Source organism: Micromonospora sp. NPDC048170, from assembly GCF_040652795.1.
In the GTDB taxonomy this organism is placed as follows: domain Bacteria; phylum Actinomycetota; class Actinomycetes; order Mycobacteriales; family Micromonosporaceae; genus Micromonospora.
Map to the genome: position 1 here is coordinate 333,209 of NZ_JBEZMR010000001.1, position 24,221 is coordinate 357,429.

Sequence of the window (24,221 nt, forward strand, 5' to 3'; positions counted from 1 at the left end):
CCCTCCCGCCCTCCGCGGCCCAGCCCCCGCGATCTTGCAGTTTCGGCCCGGACGATTCGCGCGAAGCGGACATTCGGCGGGCCGAGAGTGCAAGATCGCGGCGGGGTGCGGGGTGCGGGGTGCGGGGGGCGGGGTGCGGGGTGCGGGGTGCGGGGGGGGCGGGGGTGCGGGGCGGGGGGGTGGGGGTGTGGTCAGGAGAGGGCGGCTTGGATGGTGGCGACTATGTAGGCGGGGCGGCGGTACAGGTCGCGGTCGGTGAAGTAGCGCATCCGCCACCCGTTGGCGTCGAGCCAGTTGACGCGCTCACGGTCGTACCGCAGCTGGTCACGGTCCAGGTGCGACAGCCCGTCGTACTCGATGCCGATCCTGCGCTTCCGGTAGCCCAGGTCCAGCCGGTAGCGGGGCACGCCGTCCCGGTCGTGCACCCACAGTTGCGGCTCGGGTGCCGGCAGCCGACCGTCGATCAGGGTCAACCGCAGTTGGCTCTCCTGCCGGCACTCCGCCCGGCCGTCCGCCAGCGGTACGAGTTCCCGGGCCTGCCGTACGCCACGCAGCGCCTGGTGGATTGCCACCTCCGCCAACAGTTCGTCCGGCGTGACCGCGCCCGCCCGGAGTGCGGCATCGAGCACGGGCAGGGCGTCCAGCCGCCCGACGGTACGCGCCAGATCGACGGCGCATCGGGCCGCCGGCACGCAGGGCACCCCGTTGACGACGACAGGCTGTACGGAAAGCACCGAGTGGTGCACAGCGAGCCCGGGAAGCCGGGGCTTGGGCACCTCCGCCGGCAACTGGACGTGTACCAGGTCCTCACGCAGCACGCCGAAGCCGTGCCGGCGGGCCGCGCTCTGCCTGGTCAGCACGGCTTCCTCGGGCAGGCACATCATGAGGGCGCGCAGTTCGTCCTCGTCGCCGCAGGGCTGCTCGGCGTAGACACCCCTGCGCACCCGGAGCAGTTCCGCTCTGCCGACGCGGGTACGGATCCGCTTCACGGTGAGCCCTCGCATCAGCTCATCGACACGCCACAGCTGTGTAGACATGCGCACAGAATCGAGAACTCCCGCCCCATCCCCCACCCCAACCCGGCCCCCTGTGGACAACCCTCCGCCCTGTGGACAACCCCCGCCCCCTCCCCTCCCCGTGCTAGGCGCCCGCCCCCGCGCCCCGGCCCGGGAGGTGACGCGTGCCCGCCCTCCCCGGGCCAGCCTCGGCGATCTTGCACTTGCGGCCCTCAAGAAGTGAAGGATGCCCGTATTGCCGGGGCCAAAAGTGCAAGATCGACGCGGAGAGGGAGGGCGGGGGCGGGGGCGGGGCGGGGCGGGGGGAGGGAGGGAGGGTGGGTGGGGGCGGGGGGTTAGCGGTCTTGGAGGTGCCAGGGGGAGCCGTAGGTGGTTAGGAGGGTCAGGAAGGGGCTTGGGGGGAGGGCTTCGGGGCCCAGTACGCCGGTGGCGGACCAGGCGCCGGTGGCGAGGAGTTCCAGGGCGACGACCGGGTTCACCGCGGTCTGCCAGACGACGGCCTGGTGGCCGTACTCCCGCATGGACCACTCGTTGTCGACGACGTGGTAAAGGTAGACCTTCCGGGGCCGCCCGTCGATCCCGGTGCCGGTCACGTACGTGCCGGCGCAGGTCCTGCCGCGCATCCGGTCGCCCAGTGCGGCCGGGTCGGGCAGGCAGGCGGCCACGACGTCGCGGGGCGACACCGACACGTCGCCGACCTGGACGGGAGCGACGGAGTCCAGGCCCAGCCTGTGCAGCGTCCTGAGCACCTCGATGAACTCGTTGCCGAGGCCGTACTTGAAGGTGACCCGCCGGGCCGGGACCCAACGCGGGATGAGCAGCACCTCCTCGTGTTCGACGTTCACGCACTCGACCGGGCCGATTCCCTCCGGGAAGTCGAAGACCTCCGGTTCGGAGAACGGCGGGGTGGTGAACCAGCCTCGCCCGGCCTCCCAGACGACGGGCGGGTTGAGGCACTCCTCGATGGTCGTCCAGATGGAGAACGACGGCGCGAAGGCGTGACCGTCGACGGTCAGGTCGGCGCCGTCGCGTACGCCGATCTCGTCTATCTCGGCGAACAGTTCGTCGGCGGCGTAGCGGGCGAAGACGTCCGACAGCCCCGGTTCGACGCCCATGCCGCAGAGCGCGAGCCGGCCGGCCGCCGACCACCGGTCGGCGACGGCGAACTGGTCGTCGCCGAGCTTGACGCCGGTCTCCGCGTAGGGCTGGGTCGGGTGCGGGTGGGACAGCGACATGGCCATGTCGAGGTAGTCGGCGCCGGCCGCGAACGCCCCGTCGAAGACCGGCATGACGAAGCGTGGGTCGACGGCGTTGAGCACGTGGGTGATCCGATGCGCGCGGCAGAGCCCGGCGATCTCGTCGGCCGATCGGGCGTCGACGGTGGCGGCGACGAAGCGGTCGCCGTGGCCCGCCACGGCACGCGTCGCGCGGTCGGGGTCGTGGTCGGCCACGACGATGGTCTCGAAGAAGGAGCGGCGGGCAGCGATGGCGACGGCGGCGGAGCCGACACCGCCGGCGCCGACGAGCAGGATCCGCATCACGAGTCAAACCCCAAACCAAGACGGTCGAGCGTACGGAGCCAGAGGTTGCGCCGGCCGGCGTGCGCGTCGGCGCGGGCCAGGGACCACCGGGTGAGTTGGATGCCGGTGGCTCGCAGGGGTTCCGGCGGGAACGGCAGCGGTTTGCGCCGTACCAGGTCGAGCCGGGTCAGCGGGGTCGGTTCGCCGCCCAGCAGGTCGAGCAGCACGCGGGCCCCGAACCGGGTCGCGCCGACGCCGAGACCCGTGTAGCCGGCGGCGTACGCCAGCCGACCGTCGTACGCGGTGCCGAAGAACGGGCAGAACCGGGTGCAGGTGTCGATGACGCCGCCCCAGCGGTGACTGAAGCGCACGTCGGCGAGCTGCGGGAACGTGGTGAAGAAGTGCGCGGCGAGGGCGGTGAAGGTGGCCGGTCGCTGGGCCAGTTCCGGGGCCATCCGGTTGCCGTGGTGGTAGATGGCGTCGTAGCCGCCGAAGAGGATCCGCCCGTCGCCGGTGATCCGGTAGTAGTGGAACTGGTTGCCGGTGTCGGCGAGCCCCTGCCGGTGGTGCCAGCCGACCGCCTCGTGCTGCTGTCGGGTGAGCGGCTCGGTCATCAGCGCGTAGTCGTAGACCGGCACGACGTACGCCCGCAGCCGGCGCAGCAGTGGCGGGAACGCGTTGGTGGCGAGCACCACCTGCCGCGCCCGCACCGACCCGGGCATGCCGTGGCCGCCCGGATCGCCGCGCCCGGACCCCGGATCGTCGCGGCCATCCGGATCGCCGCGCCCTGGCGGTACGCCGAGGGTCCTGGCCCGCAGCGCGGCTCCGTCCCGTCGCAGCCCGGTGACCCGGGTGTGCTCGTGCACCCGTACGCCCAGTTCCCGGCAGGCGCGGCGCAGCCCCCAGGCCAGCCTGGCCGGGTCCAGCATGGCCACCCGGTCGCGGTCCCACAGCCCGCCGAGGTACGTCGGCGAGTTCACCTCGGCGCGTACCTCGGCGCGGTCGAGCAGCCGCACGTCGTGGCCGTACCGGCGGGCCAGCGCGGCGTCCTCGACGAGGCCGGTGAGCTGGTGGGGCGCGACCGCGACGGACAGTTCACCGGTGCGCTCGAAGTCGCAGTCGATGCCGTACTCCTCGACGGTCGCCTCGATGGCGTCCAGGTTCTCCCGGCCGAGCCGGTCCAGCACGCCGATCTCGTCGGGGAAGCGCTCGACGCCGTTGGCCAGGCCGTGGGTGAGCGAGGCGGCGCAGAAGCCGCCGTTGCGCCCGGACGCCGCCCAGCCGCAGGTGCCCGCCTCGATCAGCAGCACGTCCCGGCCGGGATCGTCCCGCTTGGCGAGCAGCGCCGTCCAGAGGCCGCTGTAGCCGCCGCCGACGACCAGCAGGTCGGTGTCGGTGTCGCCGGGCAGCGGCGGCAGCGCGTCGGGGCGTTCCGGGCGGTCGAGCCAGTACGGCACGCGCGCCGCATCGGCGAGCGCCGGGCCGGTGGGCGGACCGGCGGGCCGGCCGGTGCGCGGGCCGGTCATGACGGGTGCCGCCCCGACGCGTCGCCCGCCCGTACGGGCCGGAGGCCGGCGCGACGGCCCCGCCGCCCGCGCAGCGTGCTGGCGAGCACCAACAGCAGCGCGACCACGAACATCGCGGTGCCGATGACGTTGACCTGCGGCGGGATGCCCCGCTGGGCGGCGCCCCAGACGTACATCGGGAACGTGACGGTGGTGCCGGCGTTGAAGTTCGTGACGATGAAATCGTCGAAGGAGAGCGAGAACGCGAGCAGCGCGGCGGCCACGATGCCGGGCAGCGCCAGCGGCAGGGTGATCCGGCGGAAGGTCTGCCACTCGCTCGCGTAGAGGTCCATCGCGGCCTCCTCCAGCCGGGTGTCCATCCCGGCCAGCCGCGCCTTGACGGTGACCACCACGAACGACACGCAGAACATGACGTGCGCGACGACGATGGTCCAGAAGCCCTGCGGCACCCCGGCGGAGACGAAGAGGGCGAGCAGCGAGGTGCCCATCACCAGTTCGGGGGTGGCCATCGGCAGGAAGATCAGCACGTTGATCCCGGAGCGGCCACGGAACCGGTGCCGGGCCAGCGCGAACGCCATCAGGGTGCCGAGCACCGTGGCGACCACGGTGGCGACGAAGCCGATCTGGACGCTGCGTACCACCGCGTCGCACATGTCGGAGGTGGCGCACGGGTTGCGCCAGTTGTCGAGGGTGAACTCGTTGAAGTCGTACGACAGGCGGCTGGAGGGACGGTTGAAGGACAGCGCGGCAACCACGGCGACCGGCAGGAGCAGGTAGCCGAGCACCAGCAGCGCCGCGCCCGTCACCCAGCGGTCGGCCAGCCAGCGGGCGATCCGCGTCGTCACAGCACCTCCTCCGTACCGGCTCGGCGCAGGTAGCCGAAGACCACCGCGAGGATCGCCGCCATCAGCAGGAACGACAGCGCCGCGCCCTGCGGGTAGTCCAGCCGGACCAGGAACGCCGAGTCGATGACGTTGCCGATCATGTACTCGTTGGGGGTGCCGAGCAGCTCGGCGTTGATGTAGTCGCCGCTGGCCGGGATGAAGAACAGCAGCGTGCCGGCGACCAGGCCCGGCATGGACAGCGGCAGCGTGACCCTGCGGAACGCCCGCAGCGGGCTGGCGTAGAGGTCGCCGGCCGCCTCCAGCAGCCGGGGATCCAGCCGCTCCAGGCTCGCGTACAGCGGCAGCACCAGGAAGGGCAGAAAGTTGTACGTCAGGCCGAGCACCACCGCGACGGGGGTGGCGAGCAGCCGGCCGTCGGGGGCGAGCAGGTGCACGTCGCGCAGCAGCCCGACGAGCCAGCCGTTGTCCGACAGGATCGTCTTCCACGCCAGCGTACGCACCAGGAAGCTGGTGAACATCGGCGCGACCACGCAGACCAGCAGCAGGTTCTTCCACCGCCCGGCCTTCTGCGCGATGGCGTACGCCAGCGGGTAGCCCGCCAGCAGCGCCAGCACCAGCGCGGCCCCGGCGTAGCCGAAGGACCGCACGAACTGCGGCCAGTACGCGGCGAGCGCGTCCGGGTAGTTGCCGAACGCCCAGGTCATCGCGTAGCCGGTGGCGAGCGAGCCGGCGGGGTCGTAGAGGCTGGCGGCGGCCAGTTGGAGCAGCGGCACCGCGAAGAAGACGAGCAGCCAGGCCGCCGCGGGTAGCAGCAGCAGGTACGGCAGGAGGCGGTGCCGCCCGGGCCGACGGGGCGGTGCGGGTGCCGACGACGGGCCGGACCCGGTGGGCAGGTGCGCGAGCGCGCTCACGTCGCCGCCTCGCTGCGCTCGCTCACGAGGGTGCGCCCACCGGCTCGTCCCGCAGCGGCGTGGCCGGGTCGGGTTCGCCGGCTTCGCGGGGCAGCAGGAAGGCGTGCCGAGGGTCCCAGTACGCCACCGCCTCCGCGCCCACCGGCAGTGGACCGGTCGCGCCGCTGTTGGCCACGAACGCCGACAACTCGCCGCCCCAGCCGGTACGCAGCAGGTACTGGGTGCTCACCCCCACGTAGGAGGCGTCGGTGACCACCCCGCTGACGTGCTGGCACCCGGCGGGGACCTCGTCGGCGGAGTCGACCAGGTGCAGTTTCTCGGGGCGTACGCCCAGGTGGACCGGCCCCCGGTCGACCCGGGCCCGGCCGGCGGGCACGGAGAAGCGACGGCCGTACGCCGACACCGCCACGTCGTCCCCGCCCACACCGGCGGCCTCGCCGGCGAGCAGGTTGGACTGGCCGAGGAAGTTCGCCACGAACGCCGTGGCCGGGTACTCGTAGAGGTCGGCGGGGGCGCCGAGCTGCTCGATCCGCCCGGCGTTCATCACGGCGACGGTGTCGGCCATCGTCATGGCCTCCTCCTGGTCGTGGGTGACGTGCACGAACGTGATGCCGACCTCGGTCTGGATCCGCTTCAGTTCGATCTGCATCCGCCGCCGAAGCTTCAGGTCGAGCGCGCCGAGCGGCTCGTCCAGCAGCAGCACCTGCGGACGGTTGACCAGGGCACGGGCCAGGGCGACCCGCTGCTGCTGCCCGCCGGAGAGCTGGGCGGGGCGGCGGTGGCCGTGGTCGTCGAGCTGCACCAGCGCGAGCATCCCCATGACCTCGTCGTCGACGGAGCGGATCCCCCGCCGGCGCAGGCCGAACGCCACGTTCTCGAAGACGTCCAGGTGCGGGAAGAGCGCGTAGCTCTGGAAGACGGTGTTCACCGGCCGCCGGTACGGGCGCAGCCGGGTGACGTCGCGGTCGCCGAGCAGCACCTGCCCGCCGGTCGGCTCCTCCAGGCCGGCGATCATCCGCAGCGTGGTGGTCTTGCCGCAGCCGGACGCGCCGAGCAGGGCGAAGAACGAACCCTGGGGGACGGTCAGGCTGAGGTCGTCCACGGCGGTGACGGTGCCGAACCGTTTGGTGAGGTTGGCCAGCCGCAGGTCGCCGGCCGGGCCCCCGCGTCCCGCAGTCGTCCCACGCATCCCGCTCACGCCCCGATGACCTGCTGGAACTTGGCCTCGTACTCGCGTTCCTGCTTCTCGTCCAGCGCCATGAAGACCGTGGACTTCGCGAGGATGGCGTCGTCGGGGAAGATCAGCGGGTTGGCGGCCAGCGACGGATCGATCTTCTCCATCTCGGCCCTGGCGCCCTGGACGGGGCAGATGTAGTTGACGAACGCGGCGAGCCGGGCGGCGACCGCCGGCTCGTAGTAGTGGTTGACGAGCTGCTCGGCGTTGCCCTTGTGGGTGGCCTTGTTCGGCACCACCACGTTGTCCGACCAGATCATGACGCCGGATTCGGGCACCACAAACTTGATCTTTTCATCGTCGAAGCCGAGCTGGATGGCGTCACCGGACCAGCCGATGCACGCGGCGATGTCGCCCTTGGCGAGGTCCGGCGCGTAGTCGTTGCCGGTGAACCTGCGGATCTGGCCGGAGTCGACGGCCTTCTTCAGTTTGTTGAGGGCGTCGTCGTACTGGGCGGCGGTGAAGTTCGCCGGGTCGTGCCCGTTGGACTGGAGCAGCAGGCCCATGGTGTCCCGCATCTCCGACAGCGCGGTCACCTTTCCCTTGAGGTCGGGGCGGGTGAGCAGTTCGTCGACCGTCCGGATCTCCTTGGTCACCCTGCCGTTGTAGGCGAGCCCGGCCAGGCCGGACTGCCACGGGATGGCGAGCTGGTCCTCCTTGTCGAACGACCGGCCGCGCAGCGAGGGCAGCAGGTTGGCCTCGACGTTGGGCAGCTTCGACCTGTCCAGCTTCTGGATCCAGCCGAGGCGGATCATCCGCGCCGCCATCCAGTCGGTGAGGACCATGATGTCCCGCCCCGTCGACTGGCACCCCGCGAGCTGGTTCTGCACCTTGCCGAAGAACTCGTTGTTGTCGTTGACGTCCTCGGTGTAGGCGACCTGGATGCCGCTCTTCGCGACGAACGCGTCGAGGGTCGGCCGCTTGGACTCGTCGGAGTCGTCCACGTCCATGTACTGCGGCCAGTTGGAGAATGTCAGAGTCTTCTCGGTGCCGGACAGGTCCTCGCTGACGCAGCCGGCCTCCGTCTGGGTGGCCGCCTTGGTGCCGCAGCCGGCCAGCGAGCCGCCCGCGGCGAGCAGCACGGCCGAGCCCAGGGTGCCGGTCAGCAGGCCACGCCGGGTGAGGGGCCGAAAGGGAGTTCGCATGTGACGACTCCTTGAGGTCATCGTCGGCGAGCGGGCGGGGTGGCGCGCCGGCGGTGGGTCAGGTGCGGTGAACGACTGATCCTGACATGAGAAAACCTCCCTTACAAGGGATTCCGTTGCGTGAATAGCGATGCACGACGAAATACGCCAGACTGCGCGTTGGCGCTAGGCTCAGCCGGGATTGAATATGGGAGCGGTCGATGACGAACCGGCAGCACGAAAACGGCAATGGCGGACGGCGGGTCACCGTGCGCGGCGGTGCCAACCACGTCCTGCTCGACGACGTGGCGAAGCAGATCATCGAACAACTCCAGGAAGACGGCCGCCGCCCGTACGCCACGATAGGGAAGGCGGTCGGGCTCTCCGAGGCCGCGGTACGCCAACGGGTGCAACGGCTGCTCGACGCGGGCGTGATGCAGATCGTCGCGGTGACCGACCCGCTCCAGCTCGGCTTTCCCCGCCAGGCCATGATCGGGCTGCGCACCGACGGCGACCTGGAGGCCGTGGCCGACCGCCTCGCCGAGTTGGAGGAGGTCGACGACGTGGTGATCACCGCCGGCTCGTTCGACCTGCTGACCGAGGTCGTCTGCCGCAACGACGACCACCTGTTGGAGATCCTGCAACGGCTGCGGGCCGTCGACGGTGTGCTCTCCACCGAGGCGTTCGTCTACCTCAAGCTGCGCAAGCAGACGTACACCTGGGGCACCGCCTGAGCAGCGACCTCCTGGGGAACGATCTGAGCAGCGCCTCATGGGGCACCGCCTGAGCGGCGCGGCACCCCTGGCCCGAGCCGGCCGGCGCGGTCAGCCCCGCCGCCCGACCAGGCCGACGAAGGCCCGCCAGGCGTCGGGGCCGAAGGCGAGCGTGCCACCGGCGCGGTCCTTGCTGTCCCGGACGAACACCCGGCCCGGCCCCGCCCCGCGATCTTGCACTTTTGGTCCGCCTTATGTGCCGTTATGTGAAGAACCCTGGGGCTGAAAGTGCAAGATCGCGAGGAGGACAGGGGCGCGGATTGGGGGGCGGGGGGACGTTCGGCCTTTTGGTGGGCGCATGGGTGGGGCAGCTCGACAGCGTCTGTCTGGGGAGGTCGCCCGAGTCACTGCAGCGGCGATCGCTCATGCGAAATTCGTTGCCAACAAGATGCGGGCTAACTGATTCCGTCGCCAGATTGCCCACGGGCCGTCGATCTCACTTGCGCATGCTCGCCGGGCTGTGGGATAACCAGGGGCAGAGCGGCCGGTGACACCCCTGACCGGCCCGAGACCCGATGGGGCTGACATGGCCGACGCCACCGACCACCTCTGGATGCACTTCACCCGGATGGCGAGCTACTCCGCCGGCGAGGTGCCGACCATCGTGCGCGGCGAGGGCTCGTACGTCTGGGACGCCCAGGGCCGGCGCTACCTGGACGGGCTCGCCGGGCTCTTCGTCGTCAACGCCGGCCACGGGCGCGCCGAGCTGGCCGAGGCCGCCGCCAAGCAGGCGGGCGAGCTGGCCTACTTCCCCCTCTGGTCGTACGCCCACCCGAAGGCGATCGAGCTGGCCGAGCGGATCGCCGGGCTCACCCCCGGCGACCTGAACCGGGTCTTCTTCACCACGGGCGGATCGGAGGCCGTGGAGGCGGCCTGGAAGCTGGCCCGGGCCTACTTCAAGCGCACCGGCAAGCCGAACAAGCACAAGGTCGTCAGCCGCTACGTCGCCTACCACGGCACCTCGATGGGGGCCTTGTCGATCACGGGACTGCCCGGCATCAAGAGCGACTTCGAGCCGCTGGTGCCGGGCGCCATCAAGGTGCCGAACACCAACTTCTACCGCGCCCCCGAGCACCGCGACTCCCCCGAGGCGTTCGGCCGCTGGGCCGCCGACGAGATCGGCCGGGCGATCGAGCGGGAGGGGCCGGACACGGTCGCCGCCGTGTTCCTGGAGCCGGTGCAGAACTCCGGCGGCTGCTTCCCGCCGCCGCCCGGCTACTTCGAGCGGGTCCGCGCGATCTGCGACGCGTACGACGTGCTGCTCGTCTCCGACGAGGTGATCTGCTCGTGGGGCCGGCTGGGTGAATACTTCGGCGCCGTCCGGTACGGCTACCAGCCGGACGTCATCACCACCGCCAAGGGCATCACCTCCGGCTACGCGCCGCTCGGCGCGATGATCGCCAGCGACCGGCTGATGGAGCCGTTCCTGACCGAGACCGGCATGTTCGCCCACGGGGTGACGTTCGGCGGCCACCCGGTCTCCTGCGCGGTGGCGCTGGCCAACCTGGAGGTCTTCGCCCGCGAGGACCTGACCGGGCACGTCCGGGCGAACGAGGCGGCCTTCCGCGCCACCCTGGAGAAGCTGCACGACCTGCCGATCGTCGGCGACGTGCGCGGCGACGGCTACTTCTACGGCATCGAGCTGGTCAAGGACAAGGCCACCCGGGCGACCTTCGACGAGGCCGAGTCCGAGCGGCTGCTGCGCGGCTTCCTGTCCACGGCGCTCTTCTCCGCCGGGCTCTACTGCCGGGCCGACGACCGGGGCGACCCCGTCGTCCAGCTCGCCCCGCCGCTGACCGCCGGGCAGGAGCAGTTCGACGAGATCGAGCAGATCCTGCGCGCCGTGCTCACCGAGGCCTGGTCACGCCTGTGACCTCGGCCGGCGCGGCGGGTCAGTGGTTCGGGGGGATGACGCGGAGGTGACCCCGGCGGCCCGTCTGGGGGGCCGAGTTGACGGTCCCGTTGTCCTCTGGCGGGCGGGGCGCCACCGGGCGGGCGGCCTCGCGGACGGCCTCGGCGAGAGCGACCAGGTCGTCGGTGGTGGGCGGCGGGGGCTCGAACTCGCCCTCGTGCCGGACCACGTCCCAGCCGCGCGGCGCCGTCAGGCTCCGGGCGTGCGGCTCACAGAGGTCGTACGTGTGCGGCTCGGCGAATGCCGCCAGGGGGCCGACCACCGCTGTCGACTCGTTGTAGACATAGGTCAGCGTGGCGACCGCTTGCCGGGGGCAGCCGTTACGGGAGCAGCGCCGTGGTGACCTCACGGCGGCAGGGTATCTCCATTACCGGGTCCGGCGCACTGGTTCGCGTTGCGACACGCCCGTAGCGGTGATCACAATTCGGCCCGTGCCGCCCGCGCCGCGCCGCGTCGGTGGTGCTGCCGCGGCCCAGGTCGGTGCGGGCGCTAACCTCTTCCTCATGACGAGCCCGGAACACCGCCGCCCCGGCCGGCGCGCCCACCGGGACCGGCACGGGCGCGGTCTGCGCGGGCGGCTGGTGCCGGCGACGGTGCCGTTGGCGCGTACGAAGGCGGAGATCTTCGACGACCTGGTGCTGGACACGGTCGAGACCCTCGAACGGCGGTTCGCCAAGGAACTGGCCGGGGTCGAGTTCGCGGTGGAGGACGTCCCGCCGGATCTCAACGTCTACGACTCCGACGTGCTGGAGGACGGCGAGGTGCCGCTCGCCCGACTGCTGCCCGGCCGGCCCGGCAGGCAGGAGGTTCCCCCGCGGATCGTGCTCTACCGCCGGCCGTTGGAGTTTCGTGCGATGGACCGCGAGGACCTCGCGGATCTCGTACACGACGTGATCATCGAACAGGTGGCCAATCTGCTCGGGGTGGACCCCGACGAGTTGGCCTGAACCGCCGGCCGTGCCGCGCCTGAGCCGGGCGGCCCCCACCGCCCCGGCCCGGGCAACGTTCAGGCGGCCCGCCGCTTGAGCTTGCGCCGCTCCCGTTCCGAGAGCCCACCCCAGATCCCGAACCGCTCGTCGTGGCCGAGAGCGTATTCGAGGCATTCCGTCTTCACCTCGCAGCGCGAGCAGATCCGCTTCGCCTCGCGGGTCGAACCGCCCTTCTCGGGAAAGAACGCCTCCGGATCGGTCTGGGAGCAAAGCGCCTGCTCCTGCCACTCCGGCGCGTTTCCGAGCAGGTCGGCCACCTCAAGCTGGCCGTCCATCAGATGCCTCCTTGTCGCGCACCGGCGTCATCGCCGCTGCAACCCCCCACGCGGAAGGCGTGCTTGTCCGTACGGTCCCGATTTGTTGCGTTCCGTGCGAACAACCCCATTCAAATTACACGCGTGTAATGCGTGCGCCGTCAAGCCGAACTTGATAATGGAGTCGCCCTCCCGACAACACTCCGGACAGCCACCCGGCCACCCGGCCTCGCAACCTGCCCTATCGATTCAGACCCCGGCCGAGTAACGCCCTCTCCGGCGAGTTGCCCGAGTTTTCTCCCGTGGCGCTTCCCCGCCGACCCGAGCGGGCGGGTCGGCGGAGGCCCGGGAAAGTCACCCACCACGATCCGTTGATCTTGGTGGGGCACAGGTTAACCCGAGTTGGCGCGGACCGCCCGTCGAGCCCGGAACCCCGACGGCGCTCCCGCCCACGATGTGGACACGACACGGCGACAGGACGGCATCTACCGGCGGGCGAGGAACGGTCGACGCACTGCTGGCCGGACGAATCCGGTCGTCCGTCCACTAACGACAGAAATCCCACCGGATGCCGCCCTGCCGTCCCATCAAGCGGTACGGGCACCGGCGGGCGGAGCCGACCAGCCGACGCGGCGCGGGGCGACAGCCAGTGTGGAGAGTCAGGGAGTTCGTCGATGTCCGGTCGACCGACCCCGGGCAGTCCACGTACGGCCACCCGGGCGGACGTCACCGCACCGGCTAGGGTCGGGGCTGGCCGTACGCGGTCGTACGCCTGCGGGCCGGCCGTCCGGCGGCAGTCGCGATGGCGACCAACTGCTCCTCCGTACGCGCCGAGCCGTTGCCGGAGCCGGCCATCCGGGAGATCGTCTCCTCCATCAGCGTGCCGCCCAGGTCGTTGCAGCCGCCCCGGAGCATCGCCGCCGTGCCCTCGTCGCCGAGCTTCACCCACGAGCACTGGATGTTGTCGATCCGGCCGTGCAACAACAGCCGGGCCATCGCGTGCACCACCCGGTTCTCCCGCCACGTCGGCCCCGGGCGGGCGATGCCGGCCAGGTAGATCGGGGCGTTGGTGTGCACGAACGGCAGCGCCACGAACTCGGTGAAGCCGCCCGTACGGTCCTGCAACCCGGCCAGCACCCGGAAGTGCGCGAGCCACTGCCCGGGGTGGTCAACGTGGCCGTACATCATCGTGGAGCTGGACCGGATGCCCAGCTCGTGGGCCGTGCCGACCACGTCGACCCAGGCGGCGGCCGGCAGCTTGCCCTTGGTGAGCACCCACCGCACGTCGTCGTCGAGGATCTCCGCGGCGGTGCCCGGGATGGTGTCCAGCCCGGCCTCGCGCAGCCCGGTCAGCCACTCCCGCACGGACACGCCGGCCTTGGCGGCGGCGGTGACGATCTCCATCGGCGAGAACGCGTGCACGTGCATCCCCGGCACCCGCGCCTTGATCGCCCGGACCAGGTCGGCGTAGACGGTCACCGGCAGTTTCGGGTCGATCCCGCCCTGGAGGCACACCTCGCTGGCCCCGGCCGCCCACGCCTCCTCGGCCCGGTCGGCGACCTGCTCCACCGAGAGCCGGTACGCGTCGGCGTCCCGCTCCCGCTGGGCGAAGGCGCAGAACCGGCAGCCGACGTAGCAGACGTTACTGAAGTTGATGTTGCGGTTGACCACGTACGTCACGTCGTCGCCGACCGCCGCCCGTCGCACGTCGTCGGCCAGCCGGCACAGCTCGTCGAGCGCCGGCCCGTCGGCGGCGAACAGCGCCAGCGTCGCCGCCTCGTGCCGCGGGTCGAGCAGCGCGGCCGGGTCGTCGGCCGCCAGCCGCAGCCCCGCCCGCAGGTCGTGGTCGGTCCCTCCCCCGCCGCCGGCGGTGACCTTGCCCGCCACCTCGGACCAGTCGCCGTAGACGTGGTCGAAGTCGCCACGCCGGTCGCCGGTCCGGCCGGTGGTGTCGATGGTGGCGTGCAGGTCGGTCCGGCCGCCGTACGTCTCGTCGGGCTCCTGCCAGGGGCGGCCCACCGGCCGGGCCTCCTCGACGGCCAGCCCCGTCGCCGCGTCGGCCAGCGCGCCGACGTGCGGCAACAGGCGCGGGTCCAGCCACGGGTCGCCGGCCCGCACGTACTCGGGGTAGATCGTCAGCCGCTCGCGCAGGGTGAAGCCGGACTTCTCCGTGTGCCGGGCCAGCTCGTCGATCTGCGGCCAGGGCCGTTCCGGGTTCACGTGGTCCGGCGTCAGCGGGGAGACCCCGCCCCAGTCGTCGATGCCGGCACGCAGCAGCAGGTCGTACTCGCCCGCGATCAGGTTCGGCGGGGCCTGGATCCGGGCCTTCGGCCCGAGCAGCACCCGGGTCACCGCCACCGTGGCGGCAAGGTCATGCAGTTCGGCGTCGGGCATCCCGCGCATCGCCGTGTCGGGCTTCGCGCGGAAGTTCTGCACGATCACCTCCTGGAGGTGGCCGTACTCGCGGTGCGCGCGGCGGATCGCGAAGATCGCGTCGACCCGCTCGGCGGGAGTCTCGCCGATGCCGATCAGGATGCCGGTGGTGAACGGCACGCCGACCCGGCCCGCGTCGTCGAGCACCCGCAGCCGTACCGCCGGCTCCTTGTCGGGCGAGCCGAAGTGCGGACCGCCCGGCTCCGACCAGAGCCGGGTCGCCGTGGTCTCCAGCATCATCCCCATGCTGGGCGCCACGGGCTTGAGCCGCTGCAACTCCGACCAGGAGAGCACGCCCGGGTTGAGATGCGGCAGCAGCCCGGTCTCCTCCAGCACCGCCACCGCGCAGGCGCGCAGGTAGTCAAGCGTGGAGTCGTAGCCGCGCTCGTCCAGCCACTGCCGGGCCGCCGGCCAGCGTTCCTCGGGCCGGTCGCCGAGCGTGAACAGGGCCTCCTTGCAGCCCTGTGCCGCCCCCGCCCGGGCGATGGCGAGGACCTCGTCCCGGTCGAGGAAGGCCGCCGGCAGCCGGTGCGGCACGGTGGCGAAGGTGCAGTAGTGGCACCGGTCCCGGCACAGCCGGGTGAGGGGGATGAAGACCTTCTTCGAGTACGTGACCACGCCCGGCCGCCCCGCCTCGCGCAGCCCGGCGTCGCGGACGGCGCTGGCGATGTCGAGCAGCTCGTCGAGCGCCTCGCCCCGGGCGGCCAGCAGCGCGGCGGCCTCGTCGACGTCGAGTGCCCGCCCGCTCGCGGCCCGGTGCAGCGCCCGCCGCACGCTCGCGTCGGTCGGTCCGGGCACGGTGCGATCAACCATCCGCCCAGCCTAAGCGCTCATCCGCCCAGCCCCGCCCCCCTGCCCCGCGTGAACAACCGCACCCCCCTTTGCCCACCCACCCCCCGCCCACCCGCCCTTCGGGCGCCCACCCCGCCCCTCGGGCGCGGTGATCAAGAAGTTTTCGCCCTGGAAGGCGCCTCCCGCCGACCAAAACCTCTTGATCACCACCGGGAGGCGGGGTGGGGCGGGGTGGGTGGGGTGGGAGGTGGTCAGTGGGATGGCGAGCGCCCCGCACGGTGGGTGCGGGGCGCTCGGGTGTGGGCTGTCGACCCGGTCAGCGTGGGGCGTCGGGGGTGTCGCCGGGGTTGATCCGCTGGGTGCGGTCCGTCTCGTCGGCGGCGGGACGCGGGATCGCCTGGGTGGGCTCCGTGAGCTCGGCGGACTGGCGCGGGATCGCCTGGGTGGGGTCTGCCGAGGGCGGCTGGCCGAACGGCGGGGCGCCCTGCGGCGGGCCGAACGGAGGCGCGGACTGCGGCGGGCCGAACGGGGGCGCGGAATGCGGGGCGGGTGCGGCCGGGGGTGCCGACTGCGGGGCCGGGCTGAACTGCGGGACGGTCTGCCCCTCCGACGCCGCCGGGGGTGCCGACTGCGGGGCCTGGCCGAACGGCGGGGCGGACTGCGGGGCCGGGCTGAACGGCGAGCTCTGCTGCGGGCCACCGGCGAACGGCGCGGACTGCTGACCGTACGGGGCGCCGTACGGGCCCGGTGCCTGCCAGCCGCCCTGCTGACCCGGGACCTGCTGACCCGGGACCTGCTGACCGGGGACCTGCTGGCCCGGCGCGGGGTAGCCGCCCTGCTGCTGGGGCCAGCCCGGCTGCGGCTGGCCGTACACGCCGGGCTGGGGCTTCGGCTTGGGGACGTAGTAGAGGGTGCGCCAGACCTTGAACACGACGTACGCGGCGACCGCGAACAGCGCCAGCCAGGCCACCCGGCTGAGCAGGCCCAGGAAGGCGTCGAGGACCTCGCCCTCGGCCAGCCGGTTCACCGTCCAGAAGAGGAAGGTCAGCCCGCCGAACAGCGCACTGACGGCGTACTCGCCCAGGGCCGCCTGGGTGATCAGCTTCGCCTTCGGCACCGGGGGCTTCACGTGCGTCGCGAGCAGCACGGCCAGCAGCGGCAGGAACACCGCCTCCACGCCGACGAAGGCGTAGAAGGCGCTGCCCGCCCGACCCCCGAATGTGCTGTACTCGGTCGGCGTCACCAGCCGGATCAGGCCGATGAAGAGGAACACGGCGTTCGCGCCGAGCAGCACGAAGGCGGCGAGTTCACGCAGCGGCTTGGTCAGCTGGCTGGCCTGCGTCGCGTCGGTGGACGCGGGCTCGGCGGGGCTGGTCACGGGTTCCCCCTCGGGGCGAATGCGGACAGTTGCCGACGTGAGCCTAGTCTCCCGGCCCACACTCGGACCGGAGGCGGCCCGTGCGCGAGGATGGTCGGCATGCGCATCGTGGTTCTGACGGGCGGCATCGGAGGCGCTCGTTTCCTGGTCGGCGTCCGGGCGTACGCCCGCGAGGTCGGCGCCGAGGTGACCGCCGTGGTCAACGTCGGCGACGACCTGCTCCTGCACGGCCTCAAGGTCTGCCCCGATCTGGACAGCGTCATGTACACGCTCGGTGGCGGCGCCGATCCCGAGCGTGGCTGGGGGCGCGTGGGCGAGAGCTGGACGGTCAAGGAGGAGCTGGCGGCGTACGGCGCCGAGCCGACCTGGTTCGGGCTCGGCGACAAGGACATCGCCACCCACCTGGTGCGGACCACGATGGTCAACGCCGGCTACCCGCTGCACGCGGTCACCGAGGCGCTCGCCACCCGCTGGCAGCCCGGCGTACGCCTGTTGCCGGCGACCGACGACCGGCTGGAGACCCACGTGGTGGTGAGCGGACCGACGGTCGCGGGCGACGCCGACGGCGGGCAGCGGGCGATCCACTTCCAGGAGTGGTGGGTACGCCACCGCGGCGACGTCCCCACCCACCGGTTCGTCTTCGTCGGCGCGGAGACCGCCAGGCCGGCGCCCGGCGTCCTGGAGGCGGTCACCGCGGCCGACGTGGTGCTGGTCGCGCCGAGCAACCCGGTGGTGAGCGTCGCCCCGATCCTGGCCGTGCCCGGGCTGCGCGAGGCGGTCGCGGACGGCCCCGCCGCGGTGGTCGGAGTGTCGCCGATCATCGGTGGCGCACCGGTACGCGGCATGGCCGACCGCTGCCTGTCGGTGCTGGGCGTGGAGTGCAGCGCGGCCGGCGTGGGCCGGCTCTACGGGGGCCGGTCAGCGGGCGGGCTGCTCGACGGCTGGCTGGTCGCCGAGGAGGACGCCGGCACCGTGGTGCCGGAGGTGACCGTCCGCGCGGCGCCGCTGCGGATGACCGACGAGGCGGCGACGGCGGCCATGGTCCGCGCCGCGCTGGAGCTGACGTGAGGCTTGAGATCCTGCCGGTGCCGGGCATCGGCCACGTGTCCGAGGGCGACGACCTGGCGGCCCTGATCGCCACCGCCGCGCCCTGGTTGCGCGACGGCGACGTGCTGGTGGTGACCAGCAAGATCGTCTCGAAGGCGGAGGGGCGGCTGGTCGACGTCCCGGCGGACGGGCCGGAGCGGCTCGCCGCGCGGGACGAGGTGCTCGCCGCCGAGACGGCGCGGGTGGTGGCCACCCGGGGCGCGACCCGCATCGTGCAGACCCACCACGGCTTCGTGATGGCCTCGGCCGGCATCGACGCCTCGAACGTCGACAAGACCCGGCTGGTGCTGCTCCCCGAGGATCCGGACGCCTCGGCCCGGGCGCTGCGCGCCGCCCTGCGCGATCGCCACGGCGTCGACGTCGCGGTGATCGTCAGCGACACGATGGGCCGGCCCTGGCGCAACGGGCTCACCGACGTGGCGCTCGGCGTCGCCGGGATGGACGCGATCCGCGACCACCGGGGCGAGGTCGACCCGTACGGCAACGAGCTCCAGCTGACCCAGATGGCGGTCGTGGACGAACTGGCCGGCGCGGGCGAGCTGATCAAGGGCAAGTGCGACCAGATGCCGGTCGCGGTGGTGCGCGGCTACCTCACCGCGCCCCGGCCCGACGACGGCGCCGGCGCGTCGGAGCTGGTCCGGGACGCCACGATGGACCTCTTCTCGCTGGGCACCGCCGAGGCGAAGGCCGCCGGGCTGGCCGCCGCCGCCACCCTGCCCGACGGCCCCAACCCGACCCCGCCCGACCCGCAGGCCGTACGCCGGGCGATCGGCACGGTCGCGGACGTGGTCGCGCCCGGCACGATCTTCAGCCTCGTCGCCGACGAGGAGGCGCGCGCCGGGCTGACCGCCCGGGTGCCCGGCTGGCCGGCGGAGGCGACGACCCTGGTGCTCGGCTCCCCGGCCACCCCGGCCGGCCCGACCGACCTGGTCCGCTTCGGCGCCGACCTGCAACGCCTCCGCACCGCCCTGGCGGCCGAGGGCGTCGCCTCCCTGCTGCTTCCCCCGCCCCCCGGCACCACCGCCAGCGCCGTCCTGGCCCTGTGAGGCGGAGGCTCCGGCGGCGCACGTGACGACGCTGACGCCGCCCGGTCGGGCCTGGGCGGCGCTCAGGAGTTGAGCATCGCCCGCCCCAACGGGGTCAGGGTGTGCAGGACGGTGTTGCGGTCGCGCTGGCTGACGAGGAGCCCTGCGTTGCGCAGCACGGTGGTGTGCTGGCTCGCGGCGGCCGCCGAGATGTTCAGCCGGCGGGCCACCTCGCCGGTGGTGCAGCCGTCGTCGCTGGCCGCCAGCACCGCCGCCCGGGTGCGGCCGAGCAGCGCGGCCAGCGCCTCCCGCCCGGGATCCGGCGCCCCGGGGCCGGCGCCCTCACCGGGGGCCGGCAGCAGGCCGCCGAGCCGGTCCACCGGGTAGACCAGGACCGGGGGCAGCGCCGGGTCGAGCAGGGTCACCGGGGTGGCCGCGCAGAAGAAGGACGGCACCAGCAGCAGCCCGCGCCCGTCCAGGTGCAGCTCCCGGCTGTGCGGATAGTCGCGGATCTCCAGCACCCCGGACTCCCAGCGCATGGCGGGCCGCAGGCTGGCCAGCAGCCCCTCCACCCCGTCGTCGAGCAGGGCCCGGGCCCGCCGGGCCCGGTCGGCCTCCACCGCCGCCTGGATCCGGGTCCAGTACGGGTCGATGGCCAGGCCACGGTAACGCTCCATCGCGTCGGTCAGGCCACGCAGCGTGTCCGTATCCCCCCGGGCCAGCGGCACCGCTCCGGCGGGCACGGAACTGTCGGCGGCGAGCAGCGCCAGGTCGCGGTGCAGCAGCGCCACGGGGGTGCTGCGGACCGCCTCCATACCGGCCTCGAACCCCGACCTGGTCTCGTACGGGGTGAGGAAGTCGGGGAAGTAGCCGCGGGGCGGGTTGAGCGTCAGGAGAAGGCGCAGCCCCGCCGAGTCGCTGTTCTCGCGCAGCCCGCGGGTCACGCTCTGCCGCCAGCCCGCCAGCAGCGGATCCCGGCCACGGCCGGGCAGCAGGTGCAGGCTGAGAACCAGTTCCCACACCGGATCCGCCGCCGGAGCCACCCTGGTCCGGAGGATGTCCTCGGCGGAAAAGTAGATCTTCAGCATGGACGGCTCCCGAATCGCCCGGCAGAGGGGATACCTGGCAACCGTTTGCACTGTACCTGGCCGGCAATTATCTCCGTTTTTAAGCGTGGGCTGAAAGACCTCGACGCCCCCCGGGACCGTTCGGCATGCTTCCACTGCCCGCGTACGGGGGCGGGCGCGTCGCCGACACGTCCGGAACCGGGGCACCCGGGGGGACTGGGGGAAAGGCCCGGCGACCGGGCGGCACCACGAGGGTCTGCGGCCAGGTTCCGCGGAGGTGCCGTCCGGTCGTCGATCCGCCGCCGGTCAGTCGACCCAGAGCGCCACCCGATGGTCCTCGTCAGTGACGTAGAAACTCTGCCCGTCCCACTCGGCCACCCCCTCCACGTGGTGGAACGGCGCCAGGTCGGCCACCAGCTCGCCCGGGACCAGATGCCCGTCGCCGGGTGGGGAGAACCGGACGTGCCGGGAGGTGACCTCGCCGCCGGCCGGATGGTCGTCGAGCAGCACCGACCCCTTGCCCAGCGCGTCGATCGATCCGATGATCGCCGCGTAGCCGCCGTCGTCCGTGGGCGCGATCGCCCGGAAACCGGCCAGCTCGCCCGGTGGGGTCACCCCGGTCAGGACGTACGCCCCGGACGCCTGCGGCCAGCTCGGCACAGGGTCGAACATGCCCGCCACACCGGTCAGCTCGACCAGGATCGGCTCGCCGTCGGCGGTGACCGGGAACCGCAGTCCGAGCAGGACAGCGCCGGTCGGCGTGAAGGCGGCGGCCTCCACGTTCAGCGGCAGGTCGTCGGGGACGAGCCGGCTGACCCAGCGCTTCGACCGGGCGGTGCCCCGGGCGACCGTCTCCCCGATGAACCGGGCCCGCACCCTCTCCCCCGGCGGCAACGGGGTGAACGCCGCCTTGAGCAGGGCGTCGTTGACGGCCCGGTGCAGCCGGAAGCGGTTGCGCACCACCTGCACCGGCAGCGGGCCCACCGCCGCGTCGTCCTCGCGGAACCGGGCCACGAAGGCGCGTCGTGGGCGCAGCGGCCCCGCCTTCGAACCGAAGTGCGAGCCGAACACGTACACCCAGCCGTCGTGGTGGGCGAGCGCCTCGCCGTCCTCCGTGCGGCCGTTCTCCACCCCGGCGTCGGCGGCCACGTGGTGGGCGACCCAGCGGCCGTCCGCCAGCTCCAGCAGCAGGGCCAGACAGTGCTCCACCGGCCCCTCGTCCAACACCGTCCAGAAGCCGCGCCGGGCACCGTGCGCCCGCAGCAGCGGCACGGAACGCACCGGCAACAGGTCACTGGCCTCGTTGCCGGCCACGACGAACTCCAACAGTCGCAGGGTCACCGGGCCAGGGTACGAAGCGCCGGCTCGTACAGTGTCGACATGGCCGACTCCCCCACCGCCGCCGTTTCCCGACCGTTGCCGGACGCCGAGGTGTATGCGGCACTGCACGCCGACGCCGTCGCGACACTGGGCCGGTGGGAACCGACGGGCCCGTCCGCCGCCGAGGCCCGGGACCGCACCGTGGCGCTGCTGGCCGCCGGGCCGGTGGCGATGAGCCGCGCGCACCGGCCCGGGCACGTCACCGCGAGCGCGCTGGTGCTCGACGCCACCGGGTCACGGGTGCTGCTCTGCCTGCATGGCAAGTTCCGGCGGTGGGTGCAGCTCGGCGGGCACTGCGAGCCGGCCGACCGGACCCTCGCCGGCGCTGCCCTGCGCGAGGCGGGCGAGGAGTCCGGCATCGCCGGCCTGCGGATCGACCCGGTGCCGATCGACGTCGACATCCACCCGGTGAGCTGCCAGGGCGGCTCGCTGCACCACGACGTACGCTTCGCCGTCCTCGCCCCGCCCGGCGCCGTGGAACGGGTCAGCGAGGAGTCCGAGGCGCTGGGCTGGTTCCCGCCGGACCGGCTGCCGGAGCCGCTGGCCGGCGGGACGGCCCGCCTGGTCGCCCCGGCCCTGGCGACGCTCAGACGAGCCCCGCTTCGCCCCGTTCCTTGAGCTCGTCGACGACCTTCTTGACGTCCTGCGCCCGGTCCCGGGGACAGACCAGCAGCGCGTCCGGGGTGTCGACGATGATCAGGTCGTGCACGCCGACGGCGGCCACCAGCCGCCCGGAGTGGGGCACCACCACCAGCCCGCCGCTGTCCCGCAGCAGCACGCCCGGCTTGGCGTCGTCGCCGAGCACCACGTTGCCGTCGGCGTCGGCGGGCAGCACCTCGCCCAGGGTGTGGAAGTCGCCGACGTCGTTCCAGCCGAAGTCGCCCGGCACGGTGGACACCCGGCCGGCGGTCGCCGCGCCCTCCATCACCGCGTAGTCGACGGAGATCCTCGGCAGCGTCGGCCAGACCGTGCCGAGCACGTCGTCCTGCTCCTCGGTGCCCCACGCCTCGGCGATCGCGACGATCCCGGCGTGCAGGGCGGGCTGCTGGCGGGCCAGCTCGGCGAGGAACACGTCGACCCGCCACACGAACATGCTGGCGTTCCAGAGGTGCCGCCCGGAACGGAGGTACGCCTCGGCCACCTCGGCGCTCGGCTTCTCCTTGAACTCGGCCACCGGCCGCAGCGGACCCCCGTCGACCGGGTCGCCGGTCTGGAGGTAGCCGTAACCGGTCTCGGCCCGGGTCGGGGTGATGCCGACCGTCATCAGCAGGCCCTGCTCCGCGCCGCGTACCGCCTCGCGGACGACCTCCCGCCAGCGCTCCGGGTCACCGATCAGGTGATCGGCGGCGAAGGAACCCATCACCGCCTCCGGGTCGCGCCGCGCGATGACCGCGGCGGCCAGGGCGATCGCCGCACACGAGTCCCGGGGCGAGGGCTCGACCAGGATGTTCTCCTCCGGCAGCCCGGCGAGCTGGCGCGCGACCGCCGTCACGTGCGCGGTCCCGGTGACCACCAGGGTGCGCTCGGCGGTGGTCAGCGGGCCCAGCCGCTCCACCGTCGCCTGGAGCAGCGAGGCGGCGGAGCCGGTCAGCGGATGGAGGAACTTGGGGTGGCCGGCACGGGACAGTGGCCACAACCTCGTGCCACTGCCACCCGCCGGGATTACGGCGTAGATCACCCGCACATCATGCCCGATTCGCCTGACCGAGGACGCATTCTCGCCGCCAGGGGCCGGCCCGGTCAGGACCGGGCCCGGCTCCAGGCCGCGATGTGCACCTCGGCGCTGGACTCCCAGGTGAACTCCTTGGCCCGGTCGAAACCGGCCTTGGCCAGTGACAACCTCCGCTGCTCGTCGTCGAGCAGCGCGGCCAGGTCGGCGGCGATCTGGTCGGGCGCCTCACTGGTGTACGCGACCGCGTCGCCGCCCACCTCCGGCAGCGACAGCCGGGGCGTGGTGAGCACCGGCGCGGCACACGCCATCGCCTCCAGGATCGGCAGGCCGAAGCCCTCCCCGTAGGACGGATAGGCGGCCACCAGCGCCCCGCCGAGAAAGCCCGGCAGGTCCGCGTAGCGGAGATAGCCCGGGCGCAGCAGCCGCAGGTGCGACGGGACCTCCGCCACCGCGCGGTCGATGTCGTCGTCGTGCCCCTGGCCGCCGGCGATCACCAGGGCCGGCGGATCCTCCCGGTCGGTCACCGCGCGGGCCCAGCCGCGGATCAGGTTCGGCACGTTCTTGCGCGGCTCCTTGGCCCCCAGGAAGGCCACGTAGTTGGTGCCGCCGAGCCCCAGCCGGGCCCGGACCCGGGCCTTCTCCTCGTCGCTGGGCGCGTGGAAAGCGGCGTGGTCGACGCCGTGGTAGGCGACGTCGATCCGGGTGGGATCGGCGTCGAGCAGCCGGATCAGCTCGTCCCGGGTGGCCTTGCTCGGCACGATCACCCGGTCGGCACGGCGCAGGGACGTCTTGATCGCGCTGCGGAAGAAGGTGCGCCGCGACTTGTCGTAGTGCTCCGGCTCGGTGAAGAACGTCGCGTCGTGGACGGTCACCGTGACCGGGCAGCCGGCCCGCAGCGGGCAGGTGTAGAAGGGCGAGTGCAGCACCTGCGCGCCCACCTGCTGGGCCAGCAGCGGCAGGCCGGTCTGCTCCCAGGCGAGCCGGGCGGGGCGGTGCGCGACGGCGGCCGGGGCGGGGATGATCTCCGCGCCGGGCAACATCCGGGTGTAGCGCTCCAGGTCGGTGCGGAGGCTGACGACGGCCAGGTCCACCCCCGACCCGCACACCTTGCCGAGGGCGCCGAGCAGGCCGTCGACGTATCGACCGACACCGCCACGATCGGCGGGGACGCTCGTGGCGTCGATGAGCACGCGGGGCGGGCGACCGGCGGTCACGGGGCGACTCCTTGAACTGACGAGACTGTGGGGAACAACACTCCGGGCA

21 protein-coding genes and 1 pseudogene are annotated in these 24,221 nt (G+C 72.8%); 6 read left to right on the plus strand and 16 right to left on the minus strand.

What is annotated here, in order from left to right:
* Window positions 1–191 precede the first annotated feature (191 nt).
* From AB0D32_RS01445 to AB0D32_RS01475, 7 genes are all read right to left on the minus strand, one after another.
* The gene (locus tag AB0D32_RS01445) at window positions 192–1,037 is read right to left on the minus strand and encodes a DUF559 domain-containing protein (RefSeq protein ID WP_357083034.1); all 846 of its coding nucleotides are present in this window, start codon (window positions 1,035–1,037) and stop codon (window positions 192–194) included.
* Between the two features lie 314 nt (window positions 1,038–1,351).
* Entirely contained in the window at window positions 1,352–2,554 is a 1,203-nt protein-coding gene (locus AB0D32_RS01450) for a saccharopine dehydrogenase C-terminal domain-containing protein (RefSeq protein ID WP_357083037.1), read from the minus strand.
* A complete protein-coding gene (locus AB0D32_RS01455; protein ID WP_357083040.1) occupies window positions 2,554–4,062 on the minus strand; it encodes an FAD-dependent oxidoreductase in 1,509 nt (502 codons plus the stop codon). The genes AB0D32_RS01450 and AB0D32_RS01455 overlap by 1 nt, the downstream gene beginning before the upstream one ends.
* Window positions 4,059–4,907 carry an ABC transporter permease gene (locus tag AB0D32_RS01460; RefSeq protein WP_357083043.1) on the minus strand — a complete coding sequence of 283 codons (849 nt, stop codon included), beginning with the start codon at window positions 4,905–4,907 and terminating at the stop codon, window positions 4,059–4,061. Before AB0D32_RS01460 ends, AB0D32_RS01455 begins: the two co-directional genes overlap by 4 nt.
* Window positions 4,904–5,818: an ABC transporter permease gene (locus AB0D32_RS01465; RefSeq protein ID WP_357083046.1), complete on the minus strand. Its 915-nt coding sequence runs from the start codon at window positions 5,816–5,818 to the stop codon at window positions 4,904–4,906. Before AB0D32_RS01465 ends, AB0D32_RS01460 begins: the two co-directional genes overlap by 4 nt.
* A gap of 22 nt (window positions 5,819–5,840) precedes the next feature.
* Window positions 5,841–7,007, minus strand: coding sequence for an ABC transporter ATP-binding protein (locus AB0D32_RS01470; RefSeq protein WP_357084158.1), 1,167 nt, complete (start codon window positions 7,005–7,007; stop codon window positions 5,841–5,843).
* Window positions 7,008–7,012: 5 nt separating this feature from the next.
* Window positions 7,013–8,197, minus strand: a complete 1,185-nt coding sequence (locus AB0D32_RS01475) for a spermidine/putrescine ABC transporter substrate-binding protein (RefSeq protein WP_357083050.1) — start codon at window positions 8,195–8,197, stop codon at window positions 7,013–7,015.
* A gap of 200 nt (window positions 8,198–8,397) precedes the next feature.
* On the opposite strand from AB0D32_RS01475, the gene AB0D32_RS01480 reads away from it, so the two are divergent.
* Window positions 8,398–8,910 (plus strand): Lrp/AsnC family transcriptional regulator, encoded by a 513-nt coding sequence (locus AB0D32_RS01480; protein ID WP_357083053.1) that lies wholly within the window; start codon window positions 8,398–8,400, stop codon window positions 8,908–8,910.
* Window positions 8,911–9,000: 90 nt separating this feature from the next.
* Here AB0D32_RS01480 and AB0D32_RS01485 read toward each other — a convergent pair.
* Window positions 9,001–9,108: pseudogene (locus AB0D32_RS01485) on the minus strand (DUF397 domain-containing protein); the annotation flags it as partial.
* 367 nt (window positions 9,109–9,475) lie between these two features.
* Between AB0D32_RS01485 and AB0D32_RS01490 the strand changes: the two are divergent.
* Window positions 9,476–10,822 (plus strand): aspartate aminotransferase family protein, encoded by a 1,347-nt coding sequence (locus tag AB0D32_RS01490; RefSeq protein WP_357083056.1) that lies wholly within the window; start codon window positions 9,476–9,478, stop codon window positions 10,820–10,822.
* A gap of 19 nt (window positions 10,823–10,841) precedes the next feature.
* Here the strand turns inward: AB0D32_RS01490 and AB0D32_RS01495 are convergent, their stop codons facing one another.
* Window positions 10,842–11,210: a DUF3499 domain-containing protein gene (locus tag AB0D32_RS01495; protein WP_357083059.1), complete on the minus strand. Its 369-nt coding sequence runs from the start codon at window positions 11,208–11,210 to the stop codon at window positions 10,842–10,844.
* A gap of 154 nt (window positions 11,211–11,364) precedes the next feature.
* On the opposite strand from AB0D32_RS01495, the gene AB0D32_RS01500 reads away from it, so the two are divergent.
* Window positions 11,365–11,808: a metallopeptidase family protein gene (locus tag AB0D32_RS01500; protein ID WP_357083062.1), complete on the plus strand. Its 444-nt coding sequence runs from the start codon at window positions 11,365–11,367 to the stop codon at window positions 11,806–11,808.
* 59 nt (window positions 11,809–11,867) lie between these two features.
* Here AB0D32_RS01500 and AB0D32_RS01505 read toward each other — a convergent pair whose 3' ends face one another.
* The 3 genes from AB0D32_RS01505 to AB0D32_RS01515 form a co-directional block, all read right to left on the minus strand.
* On the minus strand, window positions 11,868–12,125 hold the full coding sequence (locus tag AB0D32_RS01505) for a WhiB family transcriptional regulator (protein WP_007074725.1): 258 nt from the start codon (window positions 12,123–12,125) through the stop codon (window positions 11,868–11,870).
* A 717-nt stretch (window positions 12,126–12,842) separates the two neighbouring features.
* Window positions 12,843–15,350 carry a bifunctional FO biosynthesis protein CofGH gene (locus AB0D32_RS01510; protein ID WP_357083065.1) on the minus strand — a complete coding sequence of 836 codons (2,508 nt, stop codon included), beginning with the start codon at window positions 15,348–15,350 and terminating at the stop codon, window positions 12,843–12,845.
* 295 nt (window positions 15,351–15,645) lie between these two features.
* Window positions 15,646–16,707: a hypothetical protein gene (locus AB0D32_RS01515; RefSeq protein WP_357083068.1), complete on the minus strand. Its 1,062-nt coding sequence runs from the start codon at window positions 16,705–16,707 to the stop codon at window positions 15,646–15,648.
* A 99-nt stretch (window positions 16,708–16,806) separates the two neighbouring features.
* Here AB0D32_RS01515 and cofD point away from each other — a divergent pair, with 99 nt between their 5' ends.
* A complete protein-coding gene (gene cofD / locus AB0D32_RS01520; RefSeq protein WP_357083071.1) occupies window positions 16,807–17,775 on the plus strand; it encodes a 2-phospho-L-lactate transferase in 969 nt (322 codons plus the stop codon).
* Window positions 17,772–18,860, plus strand: a complete 1,089-nt coding sequence (locus tag AB0D32_RS01525) for a coenzyme F420-0:L-glutamate ligase (RefSeq protein ID WP_357083074.1) — start codon at window positions 17,772–17,774, stop codon at window positions 18,858–18,860. The genes cofD and AB0D32_RS01525 overlap by 4 nt, the downstream gene beginning before the upstream one ends.
* A gap of 62 nt (window positions 18,861–18,922) precedes the next feature.
* Here the strand turns inward: AB0D32_RS01525 and AB0D32_RS01530 are convergent, their stop codons facing one another.
* Together AB0D32_RS01530 and AB0D32_RS01535 are read right to left on the minus strand one after the other, a co-directional pair.
* The gene (locus AB0D32_RS01530; RefSeq protein WP_357083077.1) at window positions 18,923–19,927 is read right to left on the minus strand and encodes a winged helix-turn-helix domain-containing protein; all 1,005 of its coding nucleotides are present in this window, start codon (window positions 19,925–19,927) and stop codon (window positions 18,923–18,925) included.
* Between the two features lie 285 nt (window positions 19,928–20,212).
* Window positions 20,213–21,247, minus strand: coding sequence for a hypothetical protein (locus AB0D32_RS01535; RefSeq protein WP_357083080.1), 1,035 nt, complete (start codon window positions 21,245–21,247; stop codon window positions 20,213–20,215).
* A 39-nt stretch (window positions 21,248–21,286) separates the two neighbouring features.
* Between AB0D32_RS01535 and AB0D32_RS01540 the strand changes: the two genes are divergently transcribed.
* On the plus strand, window positions 21,287–21,904 hold the full coding sequence (locus tag AB0D32_RS01540) for an NUDIX domain-containing protein (protein WP_357083083.1): 618 nt from the start codon (window positions 21,287–21,289) through the stop codon (window positions 21,902–21,904).
* On the opposite strand, the gene AB0D32_RS01545 is transcribed toward AB0D32_RS01540, so the two are convergent.
* On the minus strand, window positions 21,873–22,964 hold the full coding sequence (locus AB0D32_RS01545) for a sugar phosphate nucleotidyltransferase (protein ID WP_357083086.1): 1,092 nt from the start codon (window positions 22,962–22,964) through the stop codon (window positions 21,873–21,875). The genes AB0D32_RS01540 and AB0D32_RS01545 overlap by 32 nt on opposite strands.
* Window positions 22,965–23,026: 62 nt before the next feature.
* Window positions 23,027–24,172: a glycosyltransferase family 1 protein gene (locus tag AB0D32_RS01550; protein ID WP_357083089.1), complete on the minus strand. Its 1,146-nt coding sequence runs from the start codon at window positions 24,170–24,172 to the stop codon at window positions 23,027–23,029.
* Window positions 24,173–24,221: the final 49 nt, after the last annotated feature.